The following is a 23,628-nucleotide window of genomic DNA, read 5'->3' on the forward strand; positions in this document are numbered from 1 at the left end:
CGAACAAGTCACTCGCGATCAGAACCTCGTCGATATCGAGACTGATAAAGTTATACTCGAAGTGGTTGCACCCGAAGATGGTTCAATCGCCGAATTCTTGGCCGAAGAGGGTGACATAGTGCTTGGTGAAGTCGTTATCGCCAAGTTTATCGCCGGCGTAGTAGCCGGTCAGGAAGTGACTAAGGCCGAAGCAGAAGCTGCGTCTCCTGCAGTGATTGATGAGTCAAATGACGCCCTTAGCCCATCGGTTCGCCGTTTGATTGCCGAGCATAATATCGATGCTAGTAAGCTTAAAGGCACAGGTGTGGGCGGACGTATCACTAAGGAAGATGTCGAAGCCTTCGTTAAGAACGCAAAGGCTGCACCAGCACCAGCACCAGCACCAGCATCAGCATCAGCACCAGCACCTGCTAGTGCACCTGCTGCTGTCGCGCCTCTGGCTGAGCGTAGCGAGAAACGTGTGCCTATGTCACGCCTACGTAAGACGATAGCTAAACGTCTTCTGGAAGCTAAAAATTCTACCGCTATGCTGACTACGTTCAACGAAGTCAACATGCAGCCTATCAAGGATATCCGTAAGCAGTATCAGGAGCTCTTCGAGAAGCGTCATGGTGTGCGTCTGGGTTTCATGTCTTTCTACATCAAGGCCGTGACCGAAGCACTGAAGCGCTTCCCTGAAGTTAATGCCTCTATCGATGGTGATGACATCGTTTATCACAACTATTTCGATATTAGCATCGCGGTTTCCACACCACGTGGTCTGGTTACGCCTATACTGCGTGATACCGACTCCATGAGCCTTGCCGATATCGAGCTTAATGTGCGTGAATTGGCGCTTAAAGGCCGTGACGGCAAGTTAACCGTTGCAGAGATGACCGGTGGTAACTTCACCATCACTAACGGTGGTGTGTTCGGTTCATTGATGTCGACACCTATTTTGAACCTGCCACAGAGCGCGATCTTGGGCATGCATGCCATCAAGGATCGTCCTATGGCAGTCAATGGTCAGGTTGAAATCCTGCCCATGATGTTTCTGGCACTCTCTTATGATCACCGTATTATTGATGGTCGTGAGTCAGTTGGCTTCCTAGTTGCTATTAAGGATTTCCTCGAAGATCCAACTCGTCTACTGTTAGATTTATAAAAAAAATGCAGTGACACCATACCAATCACGTCCCGGGATGTGATTGGTATTACCCTCGTACTGGCCCTAAAGAGCCAGTTAAATTTGATTAGAAGTATATGGATAGATCATCATGAATTTGCATGAGTATCAGGCAAAAGCTCTTTTTGCCGAATATGGTTTACCAGTGTCAGAAGGTTTTGCATGTGATACAGCTCAAGAAGCTGTAGAAGCTGCTGGCCATATTGGCGGTGATATGTGGGTTGTTAAGTGTCAAGTACACGCCGGCGGCCGTGGTAAAGCAGGTGGCGTTAAAGTTACTGGCTCTAAAGACGAGATCAGAGCATTTGCCGAACATTGGTTAGGTAAAAATCTGGTCACTTACCAGACAGATGAGAAGGGTCAGCCAGTTGCTAAAATTTTAGTAGAAAGCTGCACCGATATCGCCAACGAATTGTACCTAGGTGCCGTTGTCGATCGTGCTTCACGTCGTGTGGTATTCATGGCTTCTACCGAAGGTGGTGTTGATATTGAGACTGTGGCTGAAAATACGCCAGAGTTGATCCACAAGGCCATCATAGATCCTTTGACGGGTCCTCAGCCATTTCAAGCCCGTGATCTTGGTTTCAAGTTGGGTCTAAATCCGACTCAGATGAAGCAGTTCATTAAAATCTTCATGGGCTTAGCTAAGATGTTTGAAGACCATGATTTTGCACTTCTCGAGATTAACCCGCTAGTTATCACCACCGAAGGCAATCTTCACTGTCTCGACGGTAAAATCAGCATCGATGGTAACGCTTTGTACCGTCAGCCTAAAATCCGTGACATGCACGATCCATCACAAGATGATGCGCGTGAAGCACATGCTGCTAAGTTCGAGCTTAACTATGTGGCACTAGACGGAAACGTCGGCTGTATGGTTAACGGCGCGGGCCTTGCTATGGGTACCATGGACATAGTTAACCTACACGGCGGCAGACCAGCTAACTTCCTAGATGTTGGCGGCGGAGCGACTAAAGAGCGTGTTGCAGAAGCGTTCAAGATCATCCTGTCTGACGATAACGTTAAAGCAGTATTGGTTAACATCTTCGGTGGTATCGTGCGTTGTGACATGATAGCCGAAGGTATTATCGGTGCGGTTAAAGAGGTCGGTGTAACCGTACCTGTTATTGTTCGTCTTGAAGGTACTAACGCAGAACTTGGCCGTGAAGTATTGGCAAGTTCTAATCTCGATATCATCGCTGCCACGAGTCTTACTGACGCGGCTCAGCAAGTTGTTAAAGCTGCGGAGGGCAAATAATGTCTATCTTAATCAATAAAGATACTAAAGTTATCTGTCAGGGATTTACCGGCGGTCAAGGTACATTCCATTCTGAGCAAGCTATCGATTACGGTACTCAGATGGTAGGTGGTGTTTCACCTGGTAAAGGCGGCAAAGTTCATCTTGGTCTGCCAGTATTTAACACAGTTAAAGAAGCCGTCGCTGAAACGGGTGCTACTGCATCTGTTATCTATGTACCTGCTCCTTTCTGTAAAGATGCCATTCTTGAAGCTATCGACGGTGGCATCGAGCTTATCGTTTGTATCACAGAAGGCATCCCGACTCTGGATATGCTTCAGGTTAAAGTTAAACTTGAAGAGACTGGCGTGCGTATGATCGGTCCTAACTGTCCGGGTGTTATCACTCCTGGTGAGTGTAAGATTGGTATCATGCCTGGCCACATCCACAAGCCGGGTAAAGTCGGTATCGTTTCTCGCTCAGGTACCCTGACCTATGAAGCGGTTAAGCAGACTACCGATGAAGGTTTCGGTCAGTCTACTTGTGTTGGTATCGGTGGCGATCCAATTCCTGGTACTAACTTCATCGACGTCCTTGAGTTATTCCAGAACGATCCACAGACCGAAGCGATTGTCATGATCGGTGAGATCGGTGGTACTGCTGAAGAAGAAGCGGCCGAGTACATCAAGGCTCACGTGACTAAACCTGTTGTTTCATACATTGCCGGTGTAACTGCACCTGAAGGTAAGCGTATGGGGCATGCTGGTGCAATCATCGCCGGTGGTAAAGGTACAGCTGAAGATAAGTTTGCCGCTCTTGAAGCTGCAGGCGTAACGACAGTTCGTTCACTTGCCGATATTGGTAAAGCACTGCGTACTAGAACGGGTTGGTAATTAGTCTTTCCGGTTTAAAAAGGCGCCTCAGGCGCCTTTTTTATTGCTATTTTTTACTGACGCTTTGAGTTAACCATGTCGATTATTTCAATTGTTTTCCCGCTAATTTTCATGGTGGGTCTGGGCTAGCTGCTGACTCATATCAAATACTTAAGCCGTGAACATATATCGGGTATAGGCAAGTTTGCCTTCAATATCAGTATTCCCGTCTTCTTGTTCCTCAATATGTATAAGCTAAAGGTACAGCAATCGGTATTGGCCAGCACAGTCGTATTATCGACTGTGCTATCTGTGTTTAGTTTTGGTTTCTGGTTGTGGATCTTGTTATAGGACAAAGTGCTTAAATATTAGTTTCTAGATGCTTTAGGCCTGATGTCTGAACTCGGGGGACTTGAGAAAGAACACATCTTCGGCATAGAATTGCTCGGCACGGCAGCTATCCCACCAAATCTGCCAGGCATCATCCAGTTCACCGTTTTCAATCAGTGCATTCGGCGCTACGGGTTTTATTAAGCTACCCATAGACATGAGTAAGCCGTAGGGTGAGCGGCGTTTTATCATTTGTGGCAGCAATTTAGCGGGATCATCTAAGCCCATGCTGCCGACGAGTTCATAGAAGCTCTCCAGGGTATTGTGATGGAAATTTCTAACCCTCAGACTCTTCTGCTGCACATTGATTGCCTTGGCTCTGGCAGGATCTTGGGTGGCGACGCCAGTGGGGCACTGGTTGGTGTTGCAGTGGCGGGACTGGATACACCCCAGAGCTAACATCATGGTGCGCGCGGCGTTAACCGTATCGGCGCCTAGGGCAATTTTAGCGAGCAGGTCGAAGCTAGATGCGGTTTTCCCCGAGGCTATGATGCGAATTTTATCTCTTAACCCCACGCCGATTAAGGCATTGTGAACAAAATACACGGCTTCGAGACACACCATGCCGAGCCGGTTAGTGAACTCTACCGGTGCGGCGCCTGTGCCACCTTCGGCGCCGTCGACTGTGATGAAGTCTGGGGTGATGCCGGTTTCAATCATGGCCTTACAGATCCCGAGAAATTCGGCGGGATTACCGATACAGAGTTTGAAGCCTACAGGTTTACCACCACTGAGCTTTCTTAAACGCGCAACAAAATTCAGCAAGGCTATCGGGGTGGTGCATTCTGGGTTTACCGCCGGGGATACGCAGTCTCTGTCCATGGGTATATGACGAATTCCGGCAATTTCTCGGGTGATTTTAGCCTTTGGCAGTACACCACCGTGGCCAGGTTTTGCACCTTGGCTGAGCTTTATCTCAATCATCTTTATTTGTGGCCGCTTAGCCATGATCTCGAAGGAAGCCGGGTTAAAGTTGCCTTCATCATCACGACAACCGAATAGCCCTGAACCTATCTGCCACACTAGGTCACCACCGTGTTTAAGGTGGTAAGGGCTGGCGCCGCCTTCTCCCGTATTATGAAAGCAACCGGCCTGTTTAGCACCAAGGTTCAAGGCTTCGATAGCGTTTGCGCTTAATGAGCCAAAACTCATGGCCGATATGTTTAAGTATGAGGCCTCATAGGGCTGAGTGCAGTCGGGTCCGCCGAATCTGATACGTTTCACCTTATCGCTTACTTTTTTTGGGGACAGTGAATGCCATAGGCTAAGATAGTTCTCTTCGAGCAGATTTCTCTGGGTACCGAAGGCAATAGTGTCGCGGACATTCTTGGCTCTCTGGTATACCAAGGACCTCTGCTCTCGATTAAAGGGGCGTTCCTCTGTGTCATTGGCGATGAAATATTGTTGGATCTCGATCCGATAGGACTCGAGGAAATAGCGAAGGTAGGCGACCACAGGGTAGAGTCTGTTTAAGTTGTGAGAACTAAACTTGAGATCATAAAAGCCGATGACTGTGTAACAGACTGTGAATACTAATAGCAATATGGAGAGGGGGCTTGTACTTAAAAAGTAGAGGGCTAATAAATTACCTACACTGGCAATGAGCCAATATATCAATTGCATAATTGTCATGTTGCTTCCTTGTGAATCGTGCTGAACCAAGCAAATATACGCTTTATTGTGGGATTATTTTGATAAAAAACGAACAGGTATATAAGTTGGTTACTAATTTAGCTTCGTCGCATTAAATTGTGTTTCGATATACGGGGTTCAAACATTAGCCTTAAATTAAGGGATTATATGATCATTGCTGAAACGGATAGGTTGATTTTACGACAATTTGAAGCTAAGGATATCCACACCCTATTCTTGCTTAACAGCATACCAGAGATCTTGACTTACATTCCGGTGAACCTATGACCTCGGTCGATCAAGCCGAGCAGATATTTTCAGATGTCATTATCGCCAGCTATGAAGAGTATGGCTATGGCCGTTGGGCGGTAGAGCATAAAGCGGATAAAAAAGTCATTGGCTAAGTATATTACTGAGTTTAAGAAAGTCGCGCTGGGATACCGTTATCTGCCTGAATATTGGGGTCAAGGTTATGGCTCTGAAGCGGGGAAATCGGCATTAGCATCGTTTCCAGACTTTGGAGTCCATAAAGCGATTGCACTCATATTATTGGGTAATAAAGGGCCGGAAAATTTGGTCGAAAAGCTGGTAATGGAACAAAGAACTAGAGACCGTTTCATGGGGCACAAGGTGAATGTGTTTCACAGGTATCTTTAATACCGATTGGTATAATTAAAGAGTTTGACACAAAAAACCAGCTTTGGGACTGGTTCTTTTAGGACGCAACTTAATGAGTATTAAGCGTCGTTGTGCTCACACTCATCATTAGTACAGACACCGTAAAGGTATAGGCTGTGGTTAGTGAGTTTTATATTGTGCTTCATGGCTATCTCATCTTGTCGAGTCTCGATCAGATCATCTGAAAACTCGATGACCTTGTTGCATGATAAGCAAACTAGGTGATCGTGGTGATGTTTAGTCGCCAATTCGAATACTGCCTTGCCGCTCTCGAAGTGATGACGGGTAACGATACCTGCATCATCGAATTGGTTGAGTACACGGTACACGGTGGCAAGACCGATCTCTTCACCTAACGCGAGTAATCTTTTATACAGTTCCTCAGCACTGATGTGTTGATTTTCGGGTCCTTGCATCAGTTCTAGAATCTTGACTCGTGGTAAGGTAACTTTCAAACCCGCTTTTTTTAGCGCCTGATTTCCATCTGTCATTACTAATCTCTTGATTGCAGAACCATCAGTTTAACTATCGGTTCAATAGTGAATATTAAGATCTATTATAGAGGTAAAATTAAAAACTTAAACCTCTGAAGGTCTTTATCTCACCTTTATCAAAGCAAATACAATAAATCGCTATAAATCAGAGATAAAGCATGCGATTTAAGCTTACACTTTGTATTGTTATTATTGAATTTATACTAATGCATAATATCGCGTGTTAGATATTTGAGTCAGGCTAGTCGGGTTATATTTAATAAGAATAAAAACAGCATGGAAGGAATGAAAATGTATCGGCAGATAGTGATTTTAACCGGCGCTGGAATTTCAGCAGAATCAGGTTTAAGAACGTTCAGAGATCAAGATGGTCTATGGGAAGAACATAAAATTGAAGATGTTGCGACGCCGGAAGGTTATGCACGAGATCCCGAGCTTGTGGATCGATTCTACAATACTCGTTGGAGCCAGCTGCATAGCGGAGATGTGGAGCCGAATGCAGGGCATGATGCCTTAGCGCGCCTCGAGAGGAAGTTTGATGGAGAGCTATTGGTCGTCACTCAAAATATCGATGATCTCCACGAGCGAGCGGGATCGCACCGTCTATTGCATATGCACGGAGAGTTGTCGAAAGGACGTTGTCCGCGTTCGCGTCAAACCTTTTTACTCAAAGACCCATTTGGCCCAGAGCATACTTGCACTTGCTGTATTCCGGCCCAGAGGCTAAGACCCCATGTGGTTTGGTTCGGTGAAATGCCCATTGGCCTGGACCGTATTCAACATGCTTTAGACACTTGTGATCTGTTTATTGCCATAGGGACCTCGGGCACCGTTTATCCGGCCGCAGGTTTTGTCGATACTGCTAATCACCATGGCGCTCAAACCGTTGAAGTCAACTTGGTTGAAGCTGATCGCCATAGTCAATTTCAATATCATCTGCAGGGTAAGGCCAGTGAAGTCTTACCTGATTTGGTTGATAATATCTTGTTGGGTACAGTGATCAGTAATCGCTGAACAAGCAGATTGAAAATAGAATGTCGTGGTCGTTGAGGTAGTTAAAGATGGAAGAAGCCCTGAGTCGAACTCTGCCAAAAGTGGAAGAGAGGGAGGAGAAACAGCAACAAGGTCAGAGTTTGAAAAAGTTAGCCATCATCATGCGTGGTCTGCCCCATCTCTTGACTGGATATACTGGTATCGTTTTCGCCTTTGAACCAGAGGTTACCCGCATTGTCTATTTTGACCAAGGTCTTGATCAGCTCAGCTAGTCTGGGGTGATCGAAAAGGTATATTTCGCCGACCTTTAAACGAGTTCGAGAAAAGCCGCTTTACTGTCGAGTTTATTCAATAAATTATAAAACATGTTCGGCCCTTACTTGCTGTTTGATTGAGTCGCGGCTTTCTTTCGACGGTAGATAGTGATGGCGAGTCCTAGGGCTGCCACGGCAGGAAAAATCCACAGCAAGTGAACCTAACGACCAATGAGCATGATCATGTCAAGGCCGCGGGGGCGATAAGCAGAGTAGATACTAAGGTGAGTGCTGCTTAAAATCTTTGCTTCATGGGTACTTGACCTTAACTATTAAGTGGGTATCTGATGTCTGGTTTGAGATAGGGTTATTACTAGTGAATGATCGGAGTCAAAGCGTTCATATCGACACATTTAGATCCCTGTAACTGGCTCTTTTGAAATAGGTATAACTCTTTGCAACTGAGTTTCAATCCGTGAAGAATGGCAACATAGATGGGCTCATTATCTGCTTGAGTGATAAGTCGGTTTCTTAATTGATGGTAAGGGATCATAATATTGCTAAGTTGAGCGTCGGCTTTTCCCTGTCTGCCGTAGAGCTCAGACAGGTTATGGTAACTGGCTAACCAAGCCATCATGACCTGTTCATCGTTGGCATGTGCGGCATAGAGGTGATTAATCCTCGACACTGCGACCAAATATTGATGCTCGGCATCTTGCCAATTACCGGCCTGAAAAGCTTGGTTGGCCTCAAAAATCAGCTGTTTCCATGTATCCATAGCCTCACTCCTCAATATCCACAAGCCTTAAGGCAAATAAGAATCAATCTCATTATGTTCGTAAGAAGGGATTTGTCAAGGTCGGTACAATGGATAAATCTAACATTTACAGTTGTTACATAGTGATGGGAAGGCGAGAGGACAGGGGACTGAGGGATTAGAGAGTGGGAATCGTTCAGGCGCCCAATAGAGGCAGATGCTTAATTATTCGCTCATTAGCTTTGAGGTGCTGAACTGACTCTCAACCGCCCAGACTCGATATCTTAGTTCGCTGCCTTCGGGTAGATAAAACACCTTATCCAGACGACTGTCATACTTGATTTTTAGATCGGCTCTGATGGGCACAAAAGCCTCTTTTTTGGCTTGCTTGAAACACGCCATCATAGTCGTTGGCCCCTGAGTGATCGAATCAAGCTGGTAATAGTTATATCCCCACCCTTGAACCGAATCTTGTTGCAAGTCGCCCGACAGGCTCCCGCCATTACAGTCCACCATCTGAGTTTGACCTATCTGTATTTCGACCATGTAGTTCGACTCATCATCTAGCTTAGGCAGAGTGAGTATGTGTTGCACCATGCCTGTTTCTGGTACGGGAAACATCTTAGTCGCGTCTTGGACTTGGTAATTGGATGAAGAGAAGACCTGATATGTGATGATATTTTGCATGTGGCCACTCTGGTTAAGATCCGTTGGGTGAGCCGGGCTGGTGGCCGATGCATTAAAAGATAATAGTGACACGGCTAAGATGCTTGCTGCTGAAAATGTAATGGTCAATGCTTTCTTAGCGGCGTTAAGTGTCGATGAATTCATAAAATCTCCAAAAATAAAAAGATGTTTCTGTGCTGGGGCCTGTTTATCTTTCTCGCTAGAATTTTGCTCAACCATGAAAGGTCAACAGGTCCTGGTTACCTTATAAACGACCGGAAAATGAAAAGGGGTTAATTATTTTAATTTATTTTAAAACCTGAAGTGCACCACTTTAAAGCGAAAGCACCGAAAATGTACATTGTTCTAAACTGACCACTATCTATTTCATTGATTTTGTTGGTTTAATATTTTGGCATGAGGGCTGCATTGTGATGGATATTGCTGAGATAAAGCAAAAGTAAAATAGAATCTATTCAATGTGGGGCGAATTTTATGTTGTTTGGTCGTAAAAAAAGAAAGCCTATCGTGATACCCAGCAAGAAAGTTGCACAGTGGAAGTACACCACCTGTAATTACTGCTCTACGGGCTGCTCTATCGAGATTGGCTTAAACGAGCAGAACAAGATTGTCACCACCCGAGGCCACGCTGGCGCCGATGTGAATCGGGGTAAACTCTGTATCAAGGGGATCTTAGAGCACGAGTTGTTCGAGAGTCCGGGCAGGGGAACCGAGCCTCTCATAAGAGACAAGCATTTTGAAGATTTCGAGCCTACCTCCTGGGATCACGCCCTGGATACCACGGCCACTAAGATTAAAGAAATTCAAGCCAAGTATGGCCGCGATTCTTTTGCCATCGTCTCTTCCGGTCAGCTGTTAACCGAAGAGTTCTACACCTTAGGCAAGCTTGCCCGCGGCGTAATAGGCACTAATAACTACGACGGTAACACCACCTTGTGCATGGCATCCGCGGTCAGTGGCTATAAGCGCTCCTTCGGCGCCGACGGTCCGCCGGGCTGTTACGATGATTTCGAACACACCCACTGCCTGATGGCTTTTGGCTCCAACCTTCCCGAGCAACATCCTATCATCTACTGGCGTCTGAAAGAGGCGCTGGAAAAGCGTCATTTCCCCTTGATCGTGGTGGATCCCCGAGTCACCATGCTGGCGCAATTTGCCGATATCCACCTGCCAATCACCCCAGGTACAGATTGTGTGCTGATCAACGCCATGCTGCATGTGATCATCAATGAAGGGCTGCAAGATCAGGCCTATATCGACGCGCACACCCAAGGCTTCGAGGCGGTTAAGGCACTGGTGCAGGACTATGATCCTAAACAGGCACAACACATCTGCGGCATAGACGAAGATACCATACGTAATGTGGCGAGAATCTATGCTAAGGCCCCGGCCGCCATGAGCATCTGGACCATGGGAATTAACCAATCCACCCACGGCTCTGATGGCGTCGCCAACATCAATAATCTTAATATGATAACCGGCAATATCGGTAAACCCGGTGGCACCAGCTTATCGATAACCGGTCAGTGTAATGCCATGGGCACCCGGGAGTGGTCATCTTGCTCGGGCTTACCCGGATACCGCTATCTGGAAAATGAAGCCGACAGAAATGAGATTGCCGATTTCTGGGGCATAGATCCTGAGTTCTTTCCCAAGAAACGTGGCCTGGCCGAGACCGATATCTTTCCCGCCATAGAAACCGGAGAGATAAAAGGCCTGTGGATCGTGGCCACTAATCCCATGACCTCAATGCCCAACACGGCGCGTATCCGCAAGGCGCTGGAGAAGCTGGACTTTCTGGTTATCCAAGACGTCTATAGGGACGTTGAGACTAATCAGTATTCTCATGTGTATCTGCCAGCATCGGTCTGGGCCGAAAAAGAGGGTACCCACACTAACACTGAGCGCAGGGTCAACCTGATCTGTAACGTCTTGCCCCCCTTTAAGAACTCTAAGCCAGATTTTTGGATCTTTAATCAGCTGGCCAAGCGCTTCGATAACGGTCAGATGATCCATTTTCCCGAGACGCCGGAAGGGGCGTTCGAAGAGATGAAACACCTGTCTAAGGGCAAGTTGTCCCATGGGGGTCCGCGTCACTTAGATATTTCGGGCATGACCTATCAAAAAATCGAGGCGGCCAGAGGCATTCAATGGCCATTTAGAGAACAAGATGAAGGTCTCAAAGGCACAGCCAGGCTCTACAGCGATGGCCTGTTTCCGACGGCGAGTGGTAAGGCAAATCTGCTGCCCATCAGCTTCTATAACAACAACGAGCAGCCCTGTGACGAGTATCCCTTCTGGCTCAACAGCGGCAGGGTGGTGGAGCATTTTCATACTCGTACCCGTACGGGCAAGATAGGCAACTGCAACAAGTTCAGCCCAACGGCGTACATGGAGATGAACCCGGATGCGGCTAAAGAACTTGGGGTTGAACACCAGAGCTATGTGCGCCTCACGAGTCGTCGCGGCGATGCCGTGGTGATGGTGCAACTGACCCACAGGGTGCCCCGTAACATGGTGTTTATCCCGTTTCATTACCACGATTGTGTCAACCGCCTCACCTTAGGCTTACTCGATCCCTATTCACGTCAGCCGGCATTCAAGCAGTGCAGCACGCGAATAGAGCCGATCGATCAGGATGAAGCGGCGCGGATCAACGTCGAGCGTCGTGCGTTTTAGGCTTACGGAATACTTTTGCGAATTTGACGCCTGAGATTTAAGGCTGGGGACGAGATAATGACATCACAGATAACTGAAGGCAGCAAATTGCACAGCGGCAGTGACAAGGCCGGGGCCGGGGCCGGGGCCGGGGTAGGGCTATTTACCCCTGAGACCGGCTCAAGCATAAAGGTGACAAAAGCGAACGCTTTGCCTAAGAGAGGCGAAGAGCAGCTGGGGCGCTCAAATCATTGGGAAGTACGCACCGAAGAACAGGCCTATGCCTATCTGCCTAAGACCGACAGCGAGATAGAGAACCGCTACGGCAAGCGTATCGACTTGGTAGAGTTGACCGACAATCCGGTGGGCCGCTCCATGTTTATCAACGACAACCCGGCAGTCGGCACGAATCCGGATCGTAACAAGCAGCATGGTTTCTTCTTTACCGCAGACAACTGTATCGGTTGTCATGCCTGTGAGTCTGCCTGCGCCGAGAAGAATGACACGCCGGCTCATCTGGCGTTTCGTTCGGTCGGCTATGTGGAAGGGGGCTCATATCCGGATTACAAGCGGATGAACATCTCCATGGCCTGTAATCACTGTGACGATCCTGTCTGTCTCAAGGGCTGTCCGACCCGGGCTTATACCAAGCATGCCGAGTATGGCGCCGTGTTGCAGGACCCTGAAACCTGTTTTGGCTGTGGATACTGCACCTGGGTGTGTCCCTACAATGCGCCTCAGTTGGATCCGGTCAAGGGAACTGTGTCTAAGTGCAACATGTGTGTCGATAGGTTGGAAGTGGGCCTCAAGCCAGCGTGCGTCTCAGCTTGTGTGGGTAATGCACTGGATTTCGGTGTGATTGAGGATACTCCGGAGAGTCGTGAGCAATGTAAGACCAGCATTCCCGGCTTCCCGTCACCGGAAATCACGCGGCCCAACATACGTTTCCAGCAGACCAAGTCTATGCCGGAGGAGATGACACGAACCGACTCCATGCCGGTTAAATACCGCAAAGGGAAAGACGGCCAATATAAGCCTGTGATAGATCAAAAAGTGGGCAAGCAGCAACACTGGAACCTGGCCAAACTCAACAGCCGGGAGAATCCTCTGGTGCTGTTCACCCTGTTTGCTCAGGCTGCCCTGGGTACCTTTATGGTTCCCTTCCTTGCGGCTTTAGCCGGGGTCGAGATATTCGAGCTATTTATGGCCTCAGATATGATGTTAGTGCTGGTGGTCACATCGCTCTTTATGACCTCTTTTGGCCTGTTTATGAGTGTGACTCATCTAGGTAAACCTTTTCGTTTCTATCGTGGCTTCAACAACCTGCGTTATTCACCCATGAGCCGTGAAGGATTAGGCCTGGCTTTGTTCAGCGCCGGACTAGGCCTGATGGCCGTGTGCCTGCTAGCCACGAATACCTGGTTTAGTGAGCTGCTGGTATCGGGCTTCGACATCGAACTCTCCGGGCTTACTCTCGCCTTGCCCTTGGTTAACCTAACCCTGGGGGCGGGAGTTTTTGCCGCCATCGCCGGCGCCGCGGGTTTGTATTACATGAACCAGTGTTATCAGATCAAGGCGCGTCCGTTCTGGAATCATTGGCAGACGGTGACCAGCTTTGTGGGTAACAGCATGTCCTTGGGGGCCATGGTGAGCGGCGTGATGATATTGAGCACTCTCGCCGTGTTGTCACTGCCACTCTTACCCGCCTTACAGCTACTGGGAGGTGTGTGGTTAGTTGGTGTGGCGCTCGAAGCCATAGGTCTGATAGGTCATAACCGGGATCTCAATGCCAGTGAGAATGAGGGCGGCGCGGCGCACTATATTCAGTGCACCACCTTCGGCAAGACCTACAAGCTACGTAACCTGATGTTGACCTTGAATATCTTTGCCGGCCTGACATTACTGGCCCTGGGTGAACTTGGCTTACTCAATACCCAAGGGCTAGCCTCAGAGCCGGTAGGCGTTAACGTGTGGGCATTCGTTGCATGGTCAGTTATTGCCCTGATCAACTGCATCAGCGCCGTCATAGGTCGTGCCTTGTTTTATAACCTGGTGATCCCTACCACCATGCCAGGCGCTTTCTTCTGGAAGAATAAGGGGTTCGAGCAACATGCCAGAGACATAGGTTTGGCGGACAATCCGGCCTGTGGTGTGGCGCCACTGGCCCATTAACTTAGCTTATTAGCTTATGGACACATGCTTCTTGCCCTAGTGATAGGGCAAGATAATAAAGTTCAGAACTAAAACCAGAGCAGTAACAAGAGCCAGAACAATAACTATAACCATGATAAGAATAACGAGTAGACACGAGGTGAGGTGAGTATGCTGACATTGGAAACGACCATAGAGAAGACCTGCTTGATTGGGCTGACCTACTTTACCGCCGAAGGGGAGATGCTCAAGCAATCTTTGTTGGCGGGAAAGGTAAGCTCCTGTGATGCAGAAAAAGGCATTGGCATAGCCCTGTTCGAAAAGGAGAAGTCGGATCAGGCGAGTAAGCAGTTCCTCATCCCCACAGATCTGTCATGTTGGTTTACTGCCCCCAAAGGAAAGTTCCACACCAGTGTTGAGGGCATCACTGTGACCGATCCAAACTACCTGATCACCTGGGATATTTATCAGACCCGCTCTTATAAGCAAGAATCTGATGAGGGAGAGGCTGCTAAGCCGATATCGGATAAGCAGTCAGGCAAACAAGGTGACGAGCAGATGCAGTGGTGGGAATGGAAACCCAGGACGGAGCAACCTAAGGTCGGATAATTAAGTAATTGAGTTTCTAGTGTTTATTAACCACCATTCGAGACCTTAGTGGTCGCATGAGTATACAGGTGTTTATTTTAGTATTTATTTCTGAATTAATTTAGTTTATCATCTTAGCTAAATACCAGTGTAGTTCTATGCTGGCACCTGTATATCTAGGGGACTTAGGTGGATATAAATATGAAAGTGCTACCCGAAGGCGTGAGTTATTCCCAAGGACGCTATGCCGTTGAGATCCCAACCTTTAGCGGCCCTGAAACTAAGTATTATAAGGATCCGCTTACGGCATTTACCACCAAAAGAAGGGCGGAACGCAAAGAAGCGATAAGGCAGGATAAGCGGTTAGCGATGCAGTTGGCCAATGCTTAACGCCGTGTTATTTAACCATTACTGATAAAACCGCCGCCATGATCGTAAGGTTTAATTGTGCCTGCGACTTGTTTCATGGCGCGAGTTAGCTTAGTCAGCTGCTCTGGTGTGATCACATAAGGCGGCATGATATAAATCAGATTAGAAAACGGTCTGATCCACACACCTAAATCGACAAACTGCTGCTGCAGCTCTGCGGTATTGACGGTCGACTTCATCTCTATAACCCCTATGCCGCCCAGCACCCGCACATCTTGTACTTCCGGGAAATCGATGGCTTCTGCCAGTTCAGTTTTTAATTGAGCTTCTATGCTGGCGATTTGTCCTTGCCATTCACCATTTGCAAGCAGGTCTAAGCTGGCACAGGCGGCGGAGCAGGCTAACGGGTTACCCATGAAAGTGGGGCCATGCATAAACACGCCGGCAGGGGAGTCGCTGATCCCTTGTGCAACTTCATCACTGCATAGGGTGACAGCGAGAGAGATATAGCCGCCGGTGAGCGCCTTGCCTAAGCAGAGGATATCGGCCTCGACGCTGTGTCCATTAATCCTGGCGTGCTCATAAGCAAACATCTTACCGGTACGGCCAAAGCCCGTGGCTATCTCATCGAGTATCAGTAGCACCTTAAATTCATCACAAAGCTGACGCAAACCGACCAGATAATCCGGGTGGTAGAAACGCATGCCACCTGCGCCTTGCAGAATCGGCTCTATGATCACCGCGGCAATTTCAGCGTGCATTGCCTCAAGTTTGGCCCGCATCTCGTCAAGTTCAGCGGGATTAAAACTGGCGCCAAAACTCGCCTGGGGGGCGCTGACAAATTCGTGCTGAGTGACTGAGTCGCCGAACATGGTATGCATGCCGCCTTCGGGATCACATAGGCTCATGGCGGCGAAGGTATCGCCGTGATAGCCGCACTTTACCGTGAGAATGCGTTGTTTGTTAGGCTGATTTCTGCCTTGCCAATATTGTAGGGCCATTTTAAGCGCCACTTCGACGGCAATAGAGCCCGAGTCCGCTAAAAATACCTTAGTCAGGTTATCACTGGTCATGGCGAGCAGTTTTTTCGACAGTTCGATGGCGGGTTGATGTGTTATGCCGCCAAACATCACATGGCTGAGTTTGCTTAGCTGGGTCTGCATGGCATCGACGATGGCGGGATGACTGTAACCGTGAACACAGGCCCACCAGGAGCTGGTGCCATCGATAAGCTGGCGGCCATCATCTAAGGTGAGTTCGCACTCTTTTGCCGATACCACACCGAACGCGGGCAAGGCATTATTCATCGAGGTATAAGGGTGCCAGATGTGCTGCTTATCAAATTCAAAATCTATGCTGGACGTTGGACGCTTAGAGGTTGAAAGAGTCGCTGCTGAGAAACTAGGACTGATATCAGAATTACTCTTGTTCATAAATTGACCGTTAGTAAACCTATTTGACTGGTTGGCGTTGACAGATTACGACCTGCAGGTATCCTAGGCAAGATAAAAACAAATTATATTGAGCAAAAAGGGTAAGTTAAATGTCGGATGTACAGCTGCGCCATGATTGGCAACTTGATGAAATAACAGAACTTTTTGATTTGCCTATGAATGACCTCCTGTTTAAGGCGCATTCATTACATCGTCAGGTATTCGATCCAAACGAAGTGCAGATCAGCCGATTATTGTCGATTAAAACCGGCGCTTGTCCCGAAGATTGCAAATATTGCCCCCAGAGTGCCCGCTACGACACGGGTCTGGAGAAAGAGCGACTCATCGAGATTGATAAGGTATTGACCGAGGCTCGCAGTGCTAAGGCTGCCGGTGCTTCACGTTTCTGTATGGGCGCCGCTTGGCGTAATCCCCACCCAAGAGACATGCCTTATTTAAAAGATATGGTCAGGGAAGTTAGAGGCATGGGTATGGAGACCTGCATGACCTTAGGCATGCTTTCTCCTGAGCAAGCCAGCGAGCTGGCAGAGGCGGGCCTGGACTACTATAACCATAACTTAGACACATCTCCCGAGTACTACGGCGACATCATCACCACGCGAACGTATCAGGACAGGCTCGATACCCTGTCTAACGTGCGCGCAGCCGGCATGAAAGTCTGTTCCGGCGGTATCGTCGGCATGGGCGAACAGGCAAGCGATCGTGCCGGTTTATTGCAGCAGCTGGCGAACATGGAGCAGCATCCTGAATCTGTCCCTATTAACATGCTGGTTAAAGTCGCCGGCACGCCGTTTGAGAATATCGACGATCTCGATCCCTTAGTCTTTGTGCGTACGATCGCCGTGGCGCGGATCTTAATGCCTTATGCAAGAGTTCGTTTGTCGGCAGGGCGTGAGAAGATGTCTGATGAGATGCAAGCCATGTGTTTCTTCGCCGGGGCTAACTCTATCTTCTATGGTTGTAAGCTATTAACCACCAACAACCCGGAAGAGAATGAAGATATGGCACTGTTTAAGCGTTTGGGTTTACATCCGGAGCAGGGCAAGTATGCCACTGTAGAAGATGATAAGGCCGTGTTTGTTAAGGCGACGGCTAAGGCGAATGCCATCAGAGATAAAAAGAGTGCCGCTTTCTACGATGCAGCGGCCCTATAAACTAGATGAGAGTGCTCAATTGGCTCTCGAGTGAGCAAGGGCGATGAGTACTTCACTGCTTGATAAGATTGACAAGACTCAGGCCCAGCTTGCCAGTCAAGGCTTGCTGCGTCGTAGGCATGCTATTTCAGCAAGCTTACCTCGCGAGCTGCATCCTGAATTGTCCGGCGCGTTATCCTTCACGCTTGAGGGCAAGCATTACCTGAATTTTAGCAGTAACGACTATCTTGGCTTATCTCGCTCATCTCAGTTAATCGATGCCATGTGCGGCGCCGCCAAACGTTATGGTGTCGGCAGCGGCTCTTCACCTTTAGTGACAGGTTACAGCGAGGCACATTTAGCATTGGAGCAGAGGCTCTGCAAGATCACCGGCCACCAGGCGGCCTTGTTATTTTGCTCGGGTTTTAGTGCCAATACGGCATTGATGAAGACCCTGTTCGACTCAAGCGACACTGTGATGGCAGATAAGCTGATGCATGCCTCTGTCATCGATGGCTTAAGAGATAGTCAGGCTCAGTTGAAGCGATTCTTACACAATGATATCGCCAGCGCCGAGCGCATAATGAACCAGCGGGTGCCCACCGCCTTAGTCACCGAAAGTATTTTTAGCATGGACGGTGATATAGCACCGCTGTCATCGCTGTCTCAACTCTGTAAGCAGAATCATGTCTGCCTGATTGTCGATGATGCTCATGGTTTTGGCGTGCAAGTGCCGCCATTAGTCGATGCCAAGATTGCCGATATCCAGGTGGTGACCTTTGGTAAGGCCTTAGGTTGTCAAGGCGCGGCTATCTTAGCCAGTCAGCAGGTGATCGATTTTCTGGTCTCCAATGCCAGAGAATATATTTACTCGACCGCCATTTCACCCGTGAATGCCTGTGTTGCTCTAGCCGCGGTGGATTTAATGGATACAGACAGGTTTCTGGTTCAAAGACTCAGTGATAACATTAGCTACTTTAGGCAGCAATGTGCACAGGCCGACATCAAGTTGGCCGATTCAGGCACTGCCATTCAGCCCTTGGTACTGGGTGATGTTGATACCACCTTGCTCGTTGCCGACAAGCTTAAGCAGTTAGGACTCTGGGTCGGGGCTATCCGTCCTCCAACAGTGCCTAAAGGCTCTGCGCGACTACGAATGACCATCACAGCCATGCATACTCGCGATAATATCGACAGGTTAGTGGATGGACTGAGCACTAGCTTAGCCTGATATCTATAAGTGATGCTAAATGGTATTAAAGGCTCTGCGCGACGACGAATGACTATCGTGCACAGCCATGCATACTCGCGATAATATCGACAGGTTAGTGGATGGACTGAGCACTAGCTTAGCCTGATATCTATAAGTGATGCTAAATGGTATTAAAGGCTCTGCGCGACGACGAATGACTATCGTGCACGGCTATGCATACTCGCGGTGATATCGACAGGTTAGTGGATGGATTGAGTACTAGCTTAGCCTAATTTCAAATAGTGATAGGAAGGAGCCCGAAGTAGTGAATCAAAGGGTAGCACAAAGCGTTAATGATCAAACCGTTGCTCAGCGATTTTCCGCTGCGGCCAAGCATTACCATCAACATGACCGAGTGCAGAAGCTCTCCAGCATGCAGCTTTTTGACGCCATGACCCCTAGCGGGATCTTGCTGGACATAGGTGCGGGGCCGGGGACTGATTTCAGTCAGTTTTCATCGGTTAACCAGGTGATAGCATTAGATATCGCTCAAGGCATGCTCGAGCAGGTTAAGCTGTATTTTCCCGATTATCAGACGGTCTGTGCCAATGCCGAATCCATTCCACTGGCTGATCACTCAATTGACAGTGCCTATTCGAATCTCGCCCTGCAGTGGTGCGGCGACCTTTCCAGCAGTTTCAATGAGACGGCTCGGGTGTTAACAGCTGGGGGCGAGTATCATCTGGCGATTGTTGCCCAAGACAGCTTACCTGAGCTGGCAGAATTAGGCTTTAGGGTGAATGCATTTCGGTCGATGGAGGAGATCCTGAATCATTTTGATAGGGACCAGTGGCAGATAATCTCGTTTGAGACGACGGCGATTAGCGTCTACTTTGCCGATCTGAAATCGTTACTCTATTCCATTAAAGGCGTCGGCGCCTCTATTCATGGCAATGGCGATGACAATGTCAATGAGAGTACTAAGGACAAGCCAAGCCGTGGGATCCGTGGCAGAGGCGATTGGCAAAAATTATTGGCGATAGCCGAACTTAGCCGAACTGCGCAAGGCCTGCCGCTGACTTATCAGATTGCTACTATTTCAGCAAAAAAACTAACAGGTTAATCCATGAAGTATTTCGTCACCGGAACAGACACAGATAGCGGTAAGACCTTAGTCACTTCGGCGCTCTTGTATAAAATGAAATTAAGCCAGGCTTATGGCCGTACCTTAGGCCTTAAACCTGTCGCCTCAGGTTGTGAGACGACTGAGAAGGGCTTGAGAAACAGTGATGCACTGGCCCTCATCGAGCAGTCCAGCATCGAGTTGGATTATGATCTGGTTAATCCTATCTCTTTCTTGCCTGCGATTGCGCCGCATATTGCTGCGTCACAGACCGGAGTCGACATCAGTCCCGGCGTATTACTGGCCAAAATACAGCAAAGTATTGTTGCAGCAGAGCTGAATGATAATGATGTGTGTCTTATCGAAGGGGCGGGGGGCTGGCGTCTGCCTTTAGGGCAAGGTCACTTTCTCTCTGAGGTTGTGCAGGCCTTAGATATGTCGGTGATTTTAGTCGTGGGTGTGAAACTAGGCTGTTTAAATCATGCTGTGCTCACATATGAAGCCATCATAGCCGATGGGTTAACCGTCGTTGCTTGGGTCGCTAATATCGTGGAGCCACAGACCCGTTGTCTGGAGGAGAACCTCGCGAGCTTACAGCAACTTATGCCTTCTTCGTGTTTAGGCGTAGTGCCCTATCTCAGCGAAGCTACTGCGGCAGCTGCGGCTGAGCATCTAAATCTGGCTGCTTTGGTTTCATAGACTGCTGAGCTTATTGTTATCGAGTCAAGCTTAGCCCTGAATGTCATCAGGGCTAAGTTTGAGTCATACTTGCTGGCTTAGTCTTTTAAGCCCCTACGCTTGAGTAGGGCATCTGTGGTCGGTTTACTCCCCCTGAAATGCATATAATCTCCCATCAAATCCTGACTATTTCCCTTGGATAGGATGGCTTGGCGGTATTTGTTGCCGTTTTCCAGCGTCAGGCCGCCGGTCTGATCCATGTAGGAGAAGGCATCGGCTGCCAGTACTTCTGTCCAGAGATAGGCGTAATAACCCGCCGAGTAACCGCCGCCGAAACTGTGGTTGAAATAGCTGGTCTTGTATCTGGGAGGAACCGGCGCGTAGTCTATGCCGTGTTTGGCTAATACCTTATGCTCGAATGCTTCGACATTATCGATACTCGACCCCGGTGCTATGGAGTGCCACTCCATATCTAAGATGGCGGCGGCGAGATATTCTGTGGTGTCATGGCCCTGATTAAACTTGTGGGATTTAAGGATCTTGTTTAACAGTTCGGTAGGGATAGGCTCCCCAGTCTGATAGTGCTTGGCATAGTGGCCGATCACCTCAGGGTTTATGTCCCAATCTTCGTTAAACTGAGAGGGAAACTCGACGAAGTCTCGAGCGGTAGCCGTGCCTGCGATACTGGGATACTTCACCTCGGAGAATAGGCCATGAACGGCGTGGCCAAACTCATGAAACATGGTAGTGACCTCATCGAAAGTCATCAGGGTTGGCTTTCCTGCTGCGGGCTTAGGGATATTCAGTGCGTTGTACACCACAGGATGGGTGCCTAATAAACCGGATTGAGTGACAAATTCATCCATCCAGGCGCCGCCATTCTTACCTGGGCGCGCATAGGGGTCGAGATAGAAGATGCCGATAGAGCTGCCGTCTTGGTTAAACACTTCGAATGCCATCACATCTTCCTGCCACACCGGCAGATCGATGCGAGGCTTGATCTCTATGCCATAGAGTCGATTCATGGCGTAGAATAGCCCATCTTTCAATACTCGGTTAAATTCGAAGTAAGGCTTAATCTGATTTTCATCAAGATTGTATTTTTGCTGACGGACCTTTTCGGCATAAAAAGCCCAATCCCAAGGTTGAAGCTCAAAATTGGCTCCCTCTCTCGTCATCTCTTCACGTATGTCCTCAGCTTCTGCTCCCGCCTTGGCGATGGCCTTGGGAACAAGATCATCGAGAATGGCAAACACGGCGTCTGGGGTTTTAGCCATTTGATCGCCAAGGGTATAAGCTGCCCAATTAGGGTATCCAAGTAGGGCAGCTTTATCTGCGCGCAGTTGTGCCAGCTTAATGGCTAAAGGACCATTGGTGTCCATGGCGCGATCGGTCGATGCCTGCCATATTTTTTGGCGCAGTTGTCGATTACTCAATTTCGCCAGTATGGGCTGCCTGGTGGTATTGACCAGGGTTATCATGTAACCCTCTCTGCCCGTAGATTTCGCGGCAGCGGCGAGTGAGGCTATCTCATCGGCGGACAAACCGAGCAGTTGGCTCTTATCGGTGACAAGAATTACATCATTTTTAAACGACTTTAATACATTTTGCGAGAAGTCGGCGCCGGCTTTGGCCAGGGAAGTATTGAGGTCTCGTATCTTAGTTTTATCTCCCAAGGAGAGCTTGGCTCCCGCACGCAGGAAATTGTTGTAGTAGAGCTCGGTGAGGCGCTTCTGCTCACCTTTTAGTGAGTCTTTATCTTGGTAAATTGTCTCGATGCGGGCAAACAGGTCTCGATTGAGATAGATATTATCTTCATGGGCCGTGAGCTCTGGCAAGATAGTATCTTGGATCTTAAGCATCTCATCATCGGATATCAGGCCAGATAGGTTGAAAAACATGCGCGACACCCGGCTCAAAAGGGCGCCGGAGGTCTCCATCGCCGAGATAGTATTGTCGAAGCTAGCTGGGGCCGGATTATTGATGATCTTAGTGATATCGGTATCGTGTTGAGCCATCCCCAGACTAAATGCCGGTAGATAATCAGCGGAGACTATTTTATCGAATTGAGGAGCTTGATCCTGTAATGGACTGAGATGAAGTAGCACCTTGTCGGCATTTTGTTGGGTGACCATGTTTGCCTTTGCTTGAGTTTGCGGCGTATCGCCAGATTGAGCGGAACATCCACCCAACACAAATACCATACCCATCGCGATTGTTATTAGATTTTTGCGCATGTGAAATCTCTTCTTCTATTGTTGGTTGACCAGTTTGTTTTATGTAGTTGTAAGTTCAGGTCTTAACTTTTGTTGCCGTGACACCCTAGCAAGGTTGACGTCTGCTGCATAATGTTAAACCTTAGCTAGGCTTGGCCTGCAGTTATTTATGTTAGATAAAATTTGAGTAATTGATTTTACATCGTGTTAATTATTTGTTTTTATTGTGTTTTGCGCTGGTTGCTTTTGTGAGGGGCTTGGTGTTCGCGAACACTCTAACAGCTGAAATCATCAGGTCGTCTAATTTTCTCTTAACTTAGATTATTTCTCAGTTGTGAATTATATGATCGTCCGTTAAGGCCCTTGTGGTCTGTAACTGCTGAGGTTAATTTTTATTCATCTTTCTTGCTCATGTAGAAATAGGCGCATTTCATCACCTTGTAAGAACAATTTTTGCCACGCTTGGCCATCGCGAGTTTCTGTGCAGAACTTAGTCTGATCGAGTTCATTGGGTAAGCTTTAACATCACGCACTTTAATCCGCTGAGGTTGATGATGAGGCAAAGAAGCCTCTCCTGTTAGCCAATTTCATGCTGAAACCTTGCTTTTTAAAGCTGGGTATATTTGGGCTTTGTCACAACAAGATTTGAGAGACATCAGTGGAGTAGGTGTACCTAGATAACCAAGTTTATTGCTTATTGTCAGCTGTAGTTAAGCTAGCAGTAAGGATTTAAGCTTTACTTAATGTAAGCCTCCTAGACTGCGTCTCTATATGGAAGCTAGTATTTTGCGAGTGTAAAGTGATCCCGAATTGAGTTTAATTTGTCCAGATGTACATTTTTTTACTATTCTCCCCTTGAATTCTCGCCATTCGGACATATTATGTCTTTAGAACGCAACATCAGGTA

Annotated in this window: 19 protein-coding genes and 1 pseudogene; 14 read left to right on the forward strand and 6 right to left on the reverse strand. The window is 48.1% G+C overall.

The genetic code is table 11. The annotated features are described in order from the left end of the window. The 3 genes from odhB to sucD all read left to right on the forward strand — a co-directional run. A partial coding sequence (gene odhB / locus KT99_RS17370; RefSeq protein ID WP_005502651.1) for a 2-oxoglutarate dehydrogenase complex dihydrolipoyllysine-residue succinyltransferase occupies positions 1-1,144 on the forward strand: 1,144 nt, incomplete at its 5' end. A 112-nt stretch (positions 1,145-1,256) separates the two neighbouring features. Continuing rightward, positions 1,257-2,423: an ADP-forming succinate--CoA ligase subunit beta gene (gene sucC / locus KT99_RS17375; RefSeq protein WP_005502660.1), complete on the forward strand. Its 1,167-nt coding sequence runs from the start codon at positions 1,257-1,259 to the stop codon at positions 2,421-2,423. Beyond that, entirely contained in the window at positions 2,423-3,295 is an 873-nt protein-coding gene (gene sucD / locus KT99_RS17380; RefSeq protein WP_005502666.1) for a succinate--CoA ligase subunit alpha, read from the forward strand. The genes sucC and sucD overlap by 1 nt, the downstream gene beginning before the upstream one ends. Before the next feature lie 363 nt (positions 3,296-3,658). Here the strand turns inward: sucD and KT99_RS17385 are convergent, their stop codons facing one another. Then, positions 3,659-5,296, reverse strand: coding sequence for an FMN-binding glutamate synthase family protein (locus KT99_RS17385; RefSeq protein WP_040572160.1), 1,638 nt, complete (start codon positions 5,294-5,296; stop codon positions 3,659-3,661). Between the two features lie 168 nt (positions 5,297-5,464). On the opposite strand from KT99_RS17385, the pseudogene KT99_RS17390 reads away from it, so the two are divergent. Beyond that, a pseudogene (locus KT99_RS17390) lies at positions 5,465-5,953 on the forward strand (GNAT family N-acetyltransferase). 80 nt (positions 5,954-6,033) lie between these two features. Here KT99_RS17390 and fur read toward each other — a convergent pair. Further along, a complete protein-coding gene (fur, locus tag KT99_RS17395) occupies positions 6,034-6,465 on the reverse strand; it encodes a ferric iron uptake transcriptional regulator (protein ID WP_005502680.1) in 432 nt (143 codons plus the stop codon). A 294-nt stretch (positions 6,466-6,759) separates the two neighbouring features. On the opposite strand from fur, the gene cobB reads away from it, so the two are divergent. Continuing rightward, on the forward strand, positions 6,760-7,482 hold the full coding sequence (gene cobB / locus KT99_RS17400; protein ID WP_040572161.1) for a Sir2 family NAD+-dependent deacetylase: 723 nt from the start codon (positions 6,760-6,762) through the stop codon (positions 7,480-7,482). A gap of 47 nt (positions 7,483-7,529) precedes the next feature. Then, complete coding sequence (locus KT99_RS22105; RefSeq protein WP_005502684.1) at positions 7,530-7,733, forward strand: hypothetical protein; 204 nt, start codon at positions 7,530-7,532, stop codon at positions 7,731-7,733. A 355-nt stretch (positions 7,734-8,088) separates the two neighbouring features. On the opposite strand, the gene KT99_RS17410 is transcribed toward KT99_RS22105, so the two are convergent. Together KT99_RS17410 and eco are read right to left on the reverse strand one after the other, a co-directional pair. Beyond that, a complete protein-coding gene (locus KT99_RS17410; protein ID WP_005502686.1) occupies positions 8,089-8,493 on the reverse strand; it encodes a hypothetical protein in 405 nt (134 codons plus the stop codon). A 204-nt stretch (positions 8,494-8,697) separates the two neighbouring features. Then, a complete protein-coding gene (gene eco / locus KT99_RS17415) occupies positions 8,698-9,303 on the reverse strand; it encodes a serine protease inhibitor ecotin (protein ID WP_050774380.1) in 606 nt (201 codons plus the stop codon). A 330-nt stretch (positions 9,304-9,633) separates the two neighbouring features. On the opposite strand from eco, the gene KT99_RS17420 reads away from it, so the two are divergent. The 4 genes from KT99_RS17420 (at position 9,634) to KT99_RS17435 (ending at position 14,946) form a co-directional block, all read left to right on the forward strand. Then, entirely contained in the window at positions 9,634-11,838 is a 2,205-nt protein-coding gene (locus KT99_RS17420) for a molybdopterin oxidoreductase family protein (protein WP_005502705.1), read from the forward strand. 57 nt (positions 11,839-11,895) lie between these two features. Continuing rightward, positions 11,896-13,989: a DmsC/YnfH family molybdoenzyme membrane anchor subunit gene (locus KT99_RS17425; protein ID WP_005502714.1), complete on the forward strand. Its 2,094-nt coding sequence runs from the start codon at positions 11,896-11,898 to the stop codon at positions 13,987-13,989. Between the two features lie 150 nt (positions 13,990-14,139). Beyond that, positions 14,140-14,577, forward strand: coding sequence for a hypothetical protein (locus tag KT99_RS17430; protein ID WP_005502716.1), 438 nt, complete (start codon positions 14,140-14,142; stop codon positions 14,575-14,577). A 168-nt stretch (positions 14,578-14,745) separates the two neighbouring features. Then, positions 14,746-14,946, forward strand: coding sequence for a hypothetical protein (locus KT99_RS17435; RefSeq protein ID WP_198402034.1), 201 nt, complete (start codon positions 14,746-14,748; stop codon positions 14,944-14,946). 11 nt (positions 14,947-14,957) lie between these two features. Here KT99_RS17435 and bioA read toward each other — a convergent pair whose 3' ends face one another. Beyond that, positions 14,958-16,358 carry an adenosylmethionine--8-amino-7-oxononanoate transaminase gene (gene bioA / locus KT99_RS17440; RefSeq protein ID WP_005502718.1) on the reverse strand — a complete coding sequence of 467 codons (1,401 nt, stop codon included), beginning with the start codon at positions 16,356-16,358 and terminating at the stop codon, positions 14,958-14,960. Positions 16,359-16,468: 110 nt separating this feature from the next. On the opposite strand from bioA, the gene bioB reads away from it, so the two are divergent. From bioB to bioD, 4 genes are all read left to right on the forward strand, one after another. Next, on the forward strand, positions 16,469-17,533 hold the full coding sequence (gene bioB, locus KT99_RS17445; protein ID WP_005502719.1) for a biotin synthase BioB: 1,065 nt from the start codon (positions 16,469-16,471) through the stop codon (positions 17,531-17,533). A gap of 43 nt (positions 17,534-17,576) precedes the next feature. Continuing rightward, entirely contained in the window at positions 17,577-18,743 is a 1,167-nt protein-coding gene (locus KT99_RS17450; RefSeq protein WP_005502720.1) for an aminotransferase class I/II-fold pyridoxal phosphate-dependent enzyme, read from the forward strand. A 286-nt stretch (positions 18,744-19,029) separates the two neighbouring features. Continuing rightward, positions 19,030-19,827: a methyltransferase domain-containing protein gene (locus tag KT99_RS17455; protein WP_005502721.1), complete on the forward strand. Its 798-nt coding sequence runs from the start codon at positions 19,030-19,032 to the stop codon at positions 19,825-19,827. A 3-nt stretch (positions 19,828-19,830) separates the two neighbouring features. Next, entirely contained in the window at positions 19,831-20,526 is a 696-nt protein-coding gene (bioD, locus tag KT99_RS17460; protein WP_005502722.1) for a dethiobiotin synthase, read from the forward strand. Between the two features lie 77 nt (positions 20,527-20,603). Here bioD and KT99_RS17465 read toward each other — a convergent pair whose 3' ends face one another. Then, complete coding sequence (locus KT99_RS17465) at positions 20,604-22,742, reverse strand: M3 family metallopeptidase (RefSeq protein WP_040572162.1); 2,139 nt, start codon at positions 22,740-22,742, stop codon at positions 20,604-20,606. Positions 22,743-23,628 lie beyond the last annotated feature (886 nt).

The organism is Shewanella benthica KT99, assembly GCF_000172075.1.
GTDB classification, from domain to species: Bacteria; Pseudomonadota; Gammaproteobacteria; order Enterobacterales; family Shewanellaceae; genus Shewanella; species Shewanella benthica_A.

Coding starts and splice junctions, on each gene's coding strand:
- sucC (WP_005502660.1), top strand. CDS start 1,257: ATGAATTTGCATGAGTATCAGGCAAAAGCTCTTTTTGCCGAATATGGT.
- sucD (WP_005502666.1), top strand. CDS start 2,423: ATGTCTATCTTAATCAATAAAGATACTAAAGTTATCTGTCAGGGATTT.
- KT99_RS17385 (WP_040572160.1), bottom strand. CDS start 5,296: ATGACAATTATGCAATTGATATATTGGCTCATTGCCAGTGTAGGTAAT.
- fur (WP_005502680.1), bottom strand. CDS start 6,465: ATGACAGATGGAAATCAGGCGCTAAAAAAAGCGGGTTTGAAAGTTACC.
- cobB (WP_040572161.1), top strand. CDS start 6,760: ATGTATCGGCAGATAGTGATTTTAACCGGCGCTGGAATTTCAGCAGAA.
- KT99_RS22105 (WP_005502684.1), top strand. CDS start 7,530: ATGGAAGAAGCCCTGAGTCGAACTCTGCCAAAAGTGGAAGAGAGGGAG.
- KT99_RS17410 (WP_005502686.1), bottom strand. CDS start 8,493: ATGGATACATGGAAACAGCTGATTTTTGAGGCCAACCAAGCTTTTCAG.
- eco (WP_050774380.1), bottom strand. CDS start 9,303: ATGAATTCATCGACACTTAACGCCGCTAAGAAAGCATTGACCATTACA.
- KT99_RS17420 (WP_005502705.1), top strand. CDS start 9,634: ATGTTGTTTGGTCGTAAAAAAAGAAAGCCTATCGTGATACCCAGCAAG.
- KT99_RS17425 (WP_005502714.1), top strand. CDS start 11,896: ATGACATCACAGATAACTGAAGGCAGCAAATTGCACAGCGGCAGTGAC.
- KT99_RS17430 (WP_005502716.1), top strand. CDS start 14,140: ATGCTGACATTGGAAACGACCATAGAGAAGACCTGCTTGATTGGGCTG.
- bioA (WP_005502718.1), bottom strand. CDS start 16,358: ATGAACAAGAGTAATTCTGATATCAGTCCTAGTTTCTCAGCAGCGACT.
- bioB (WP_005502719.1), top strand. CDS start 16,469: ATGTCGGATGTACAGCTGCGCCATGATTGGCAACTTGATGAAATAACA.
- KT99_RS17450 (WP_005502720.1), top strand. CDS start 17,577: ATGAGTACTTCACTGCTTGATAAGATTGACAAGACTCAGGCCCAGCTT.
- bioD (WP_005502722.1), top strand. CDS start 19,831: ATGAAGTATTTCGTCACCGGAACAGACACAGATAGCGGTAAGACCTTA.
- KT99_RS17465 (WP_040572162.1), bottom strand. CDS start 22,742: ATGCGCAAAAATCTAATAACAATCGCGATGGGTATGGTATTTGTGTTG.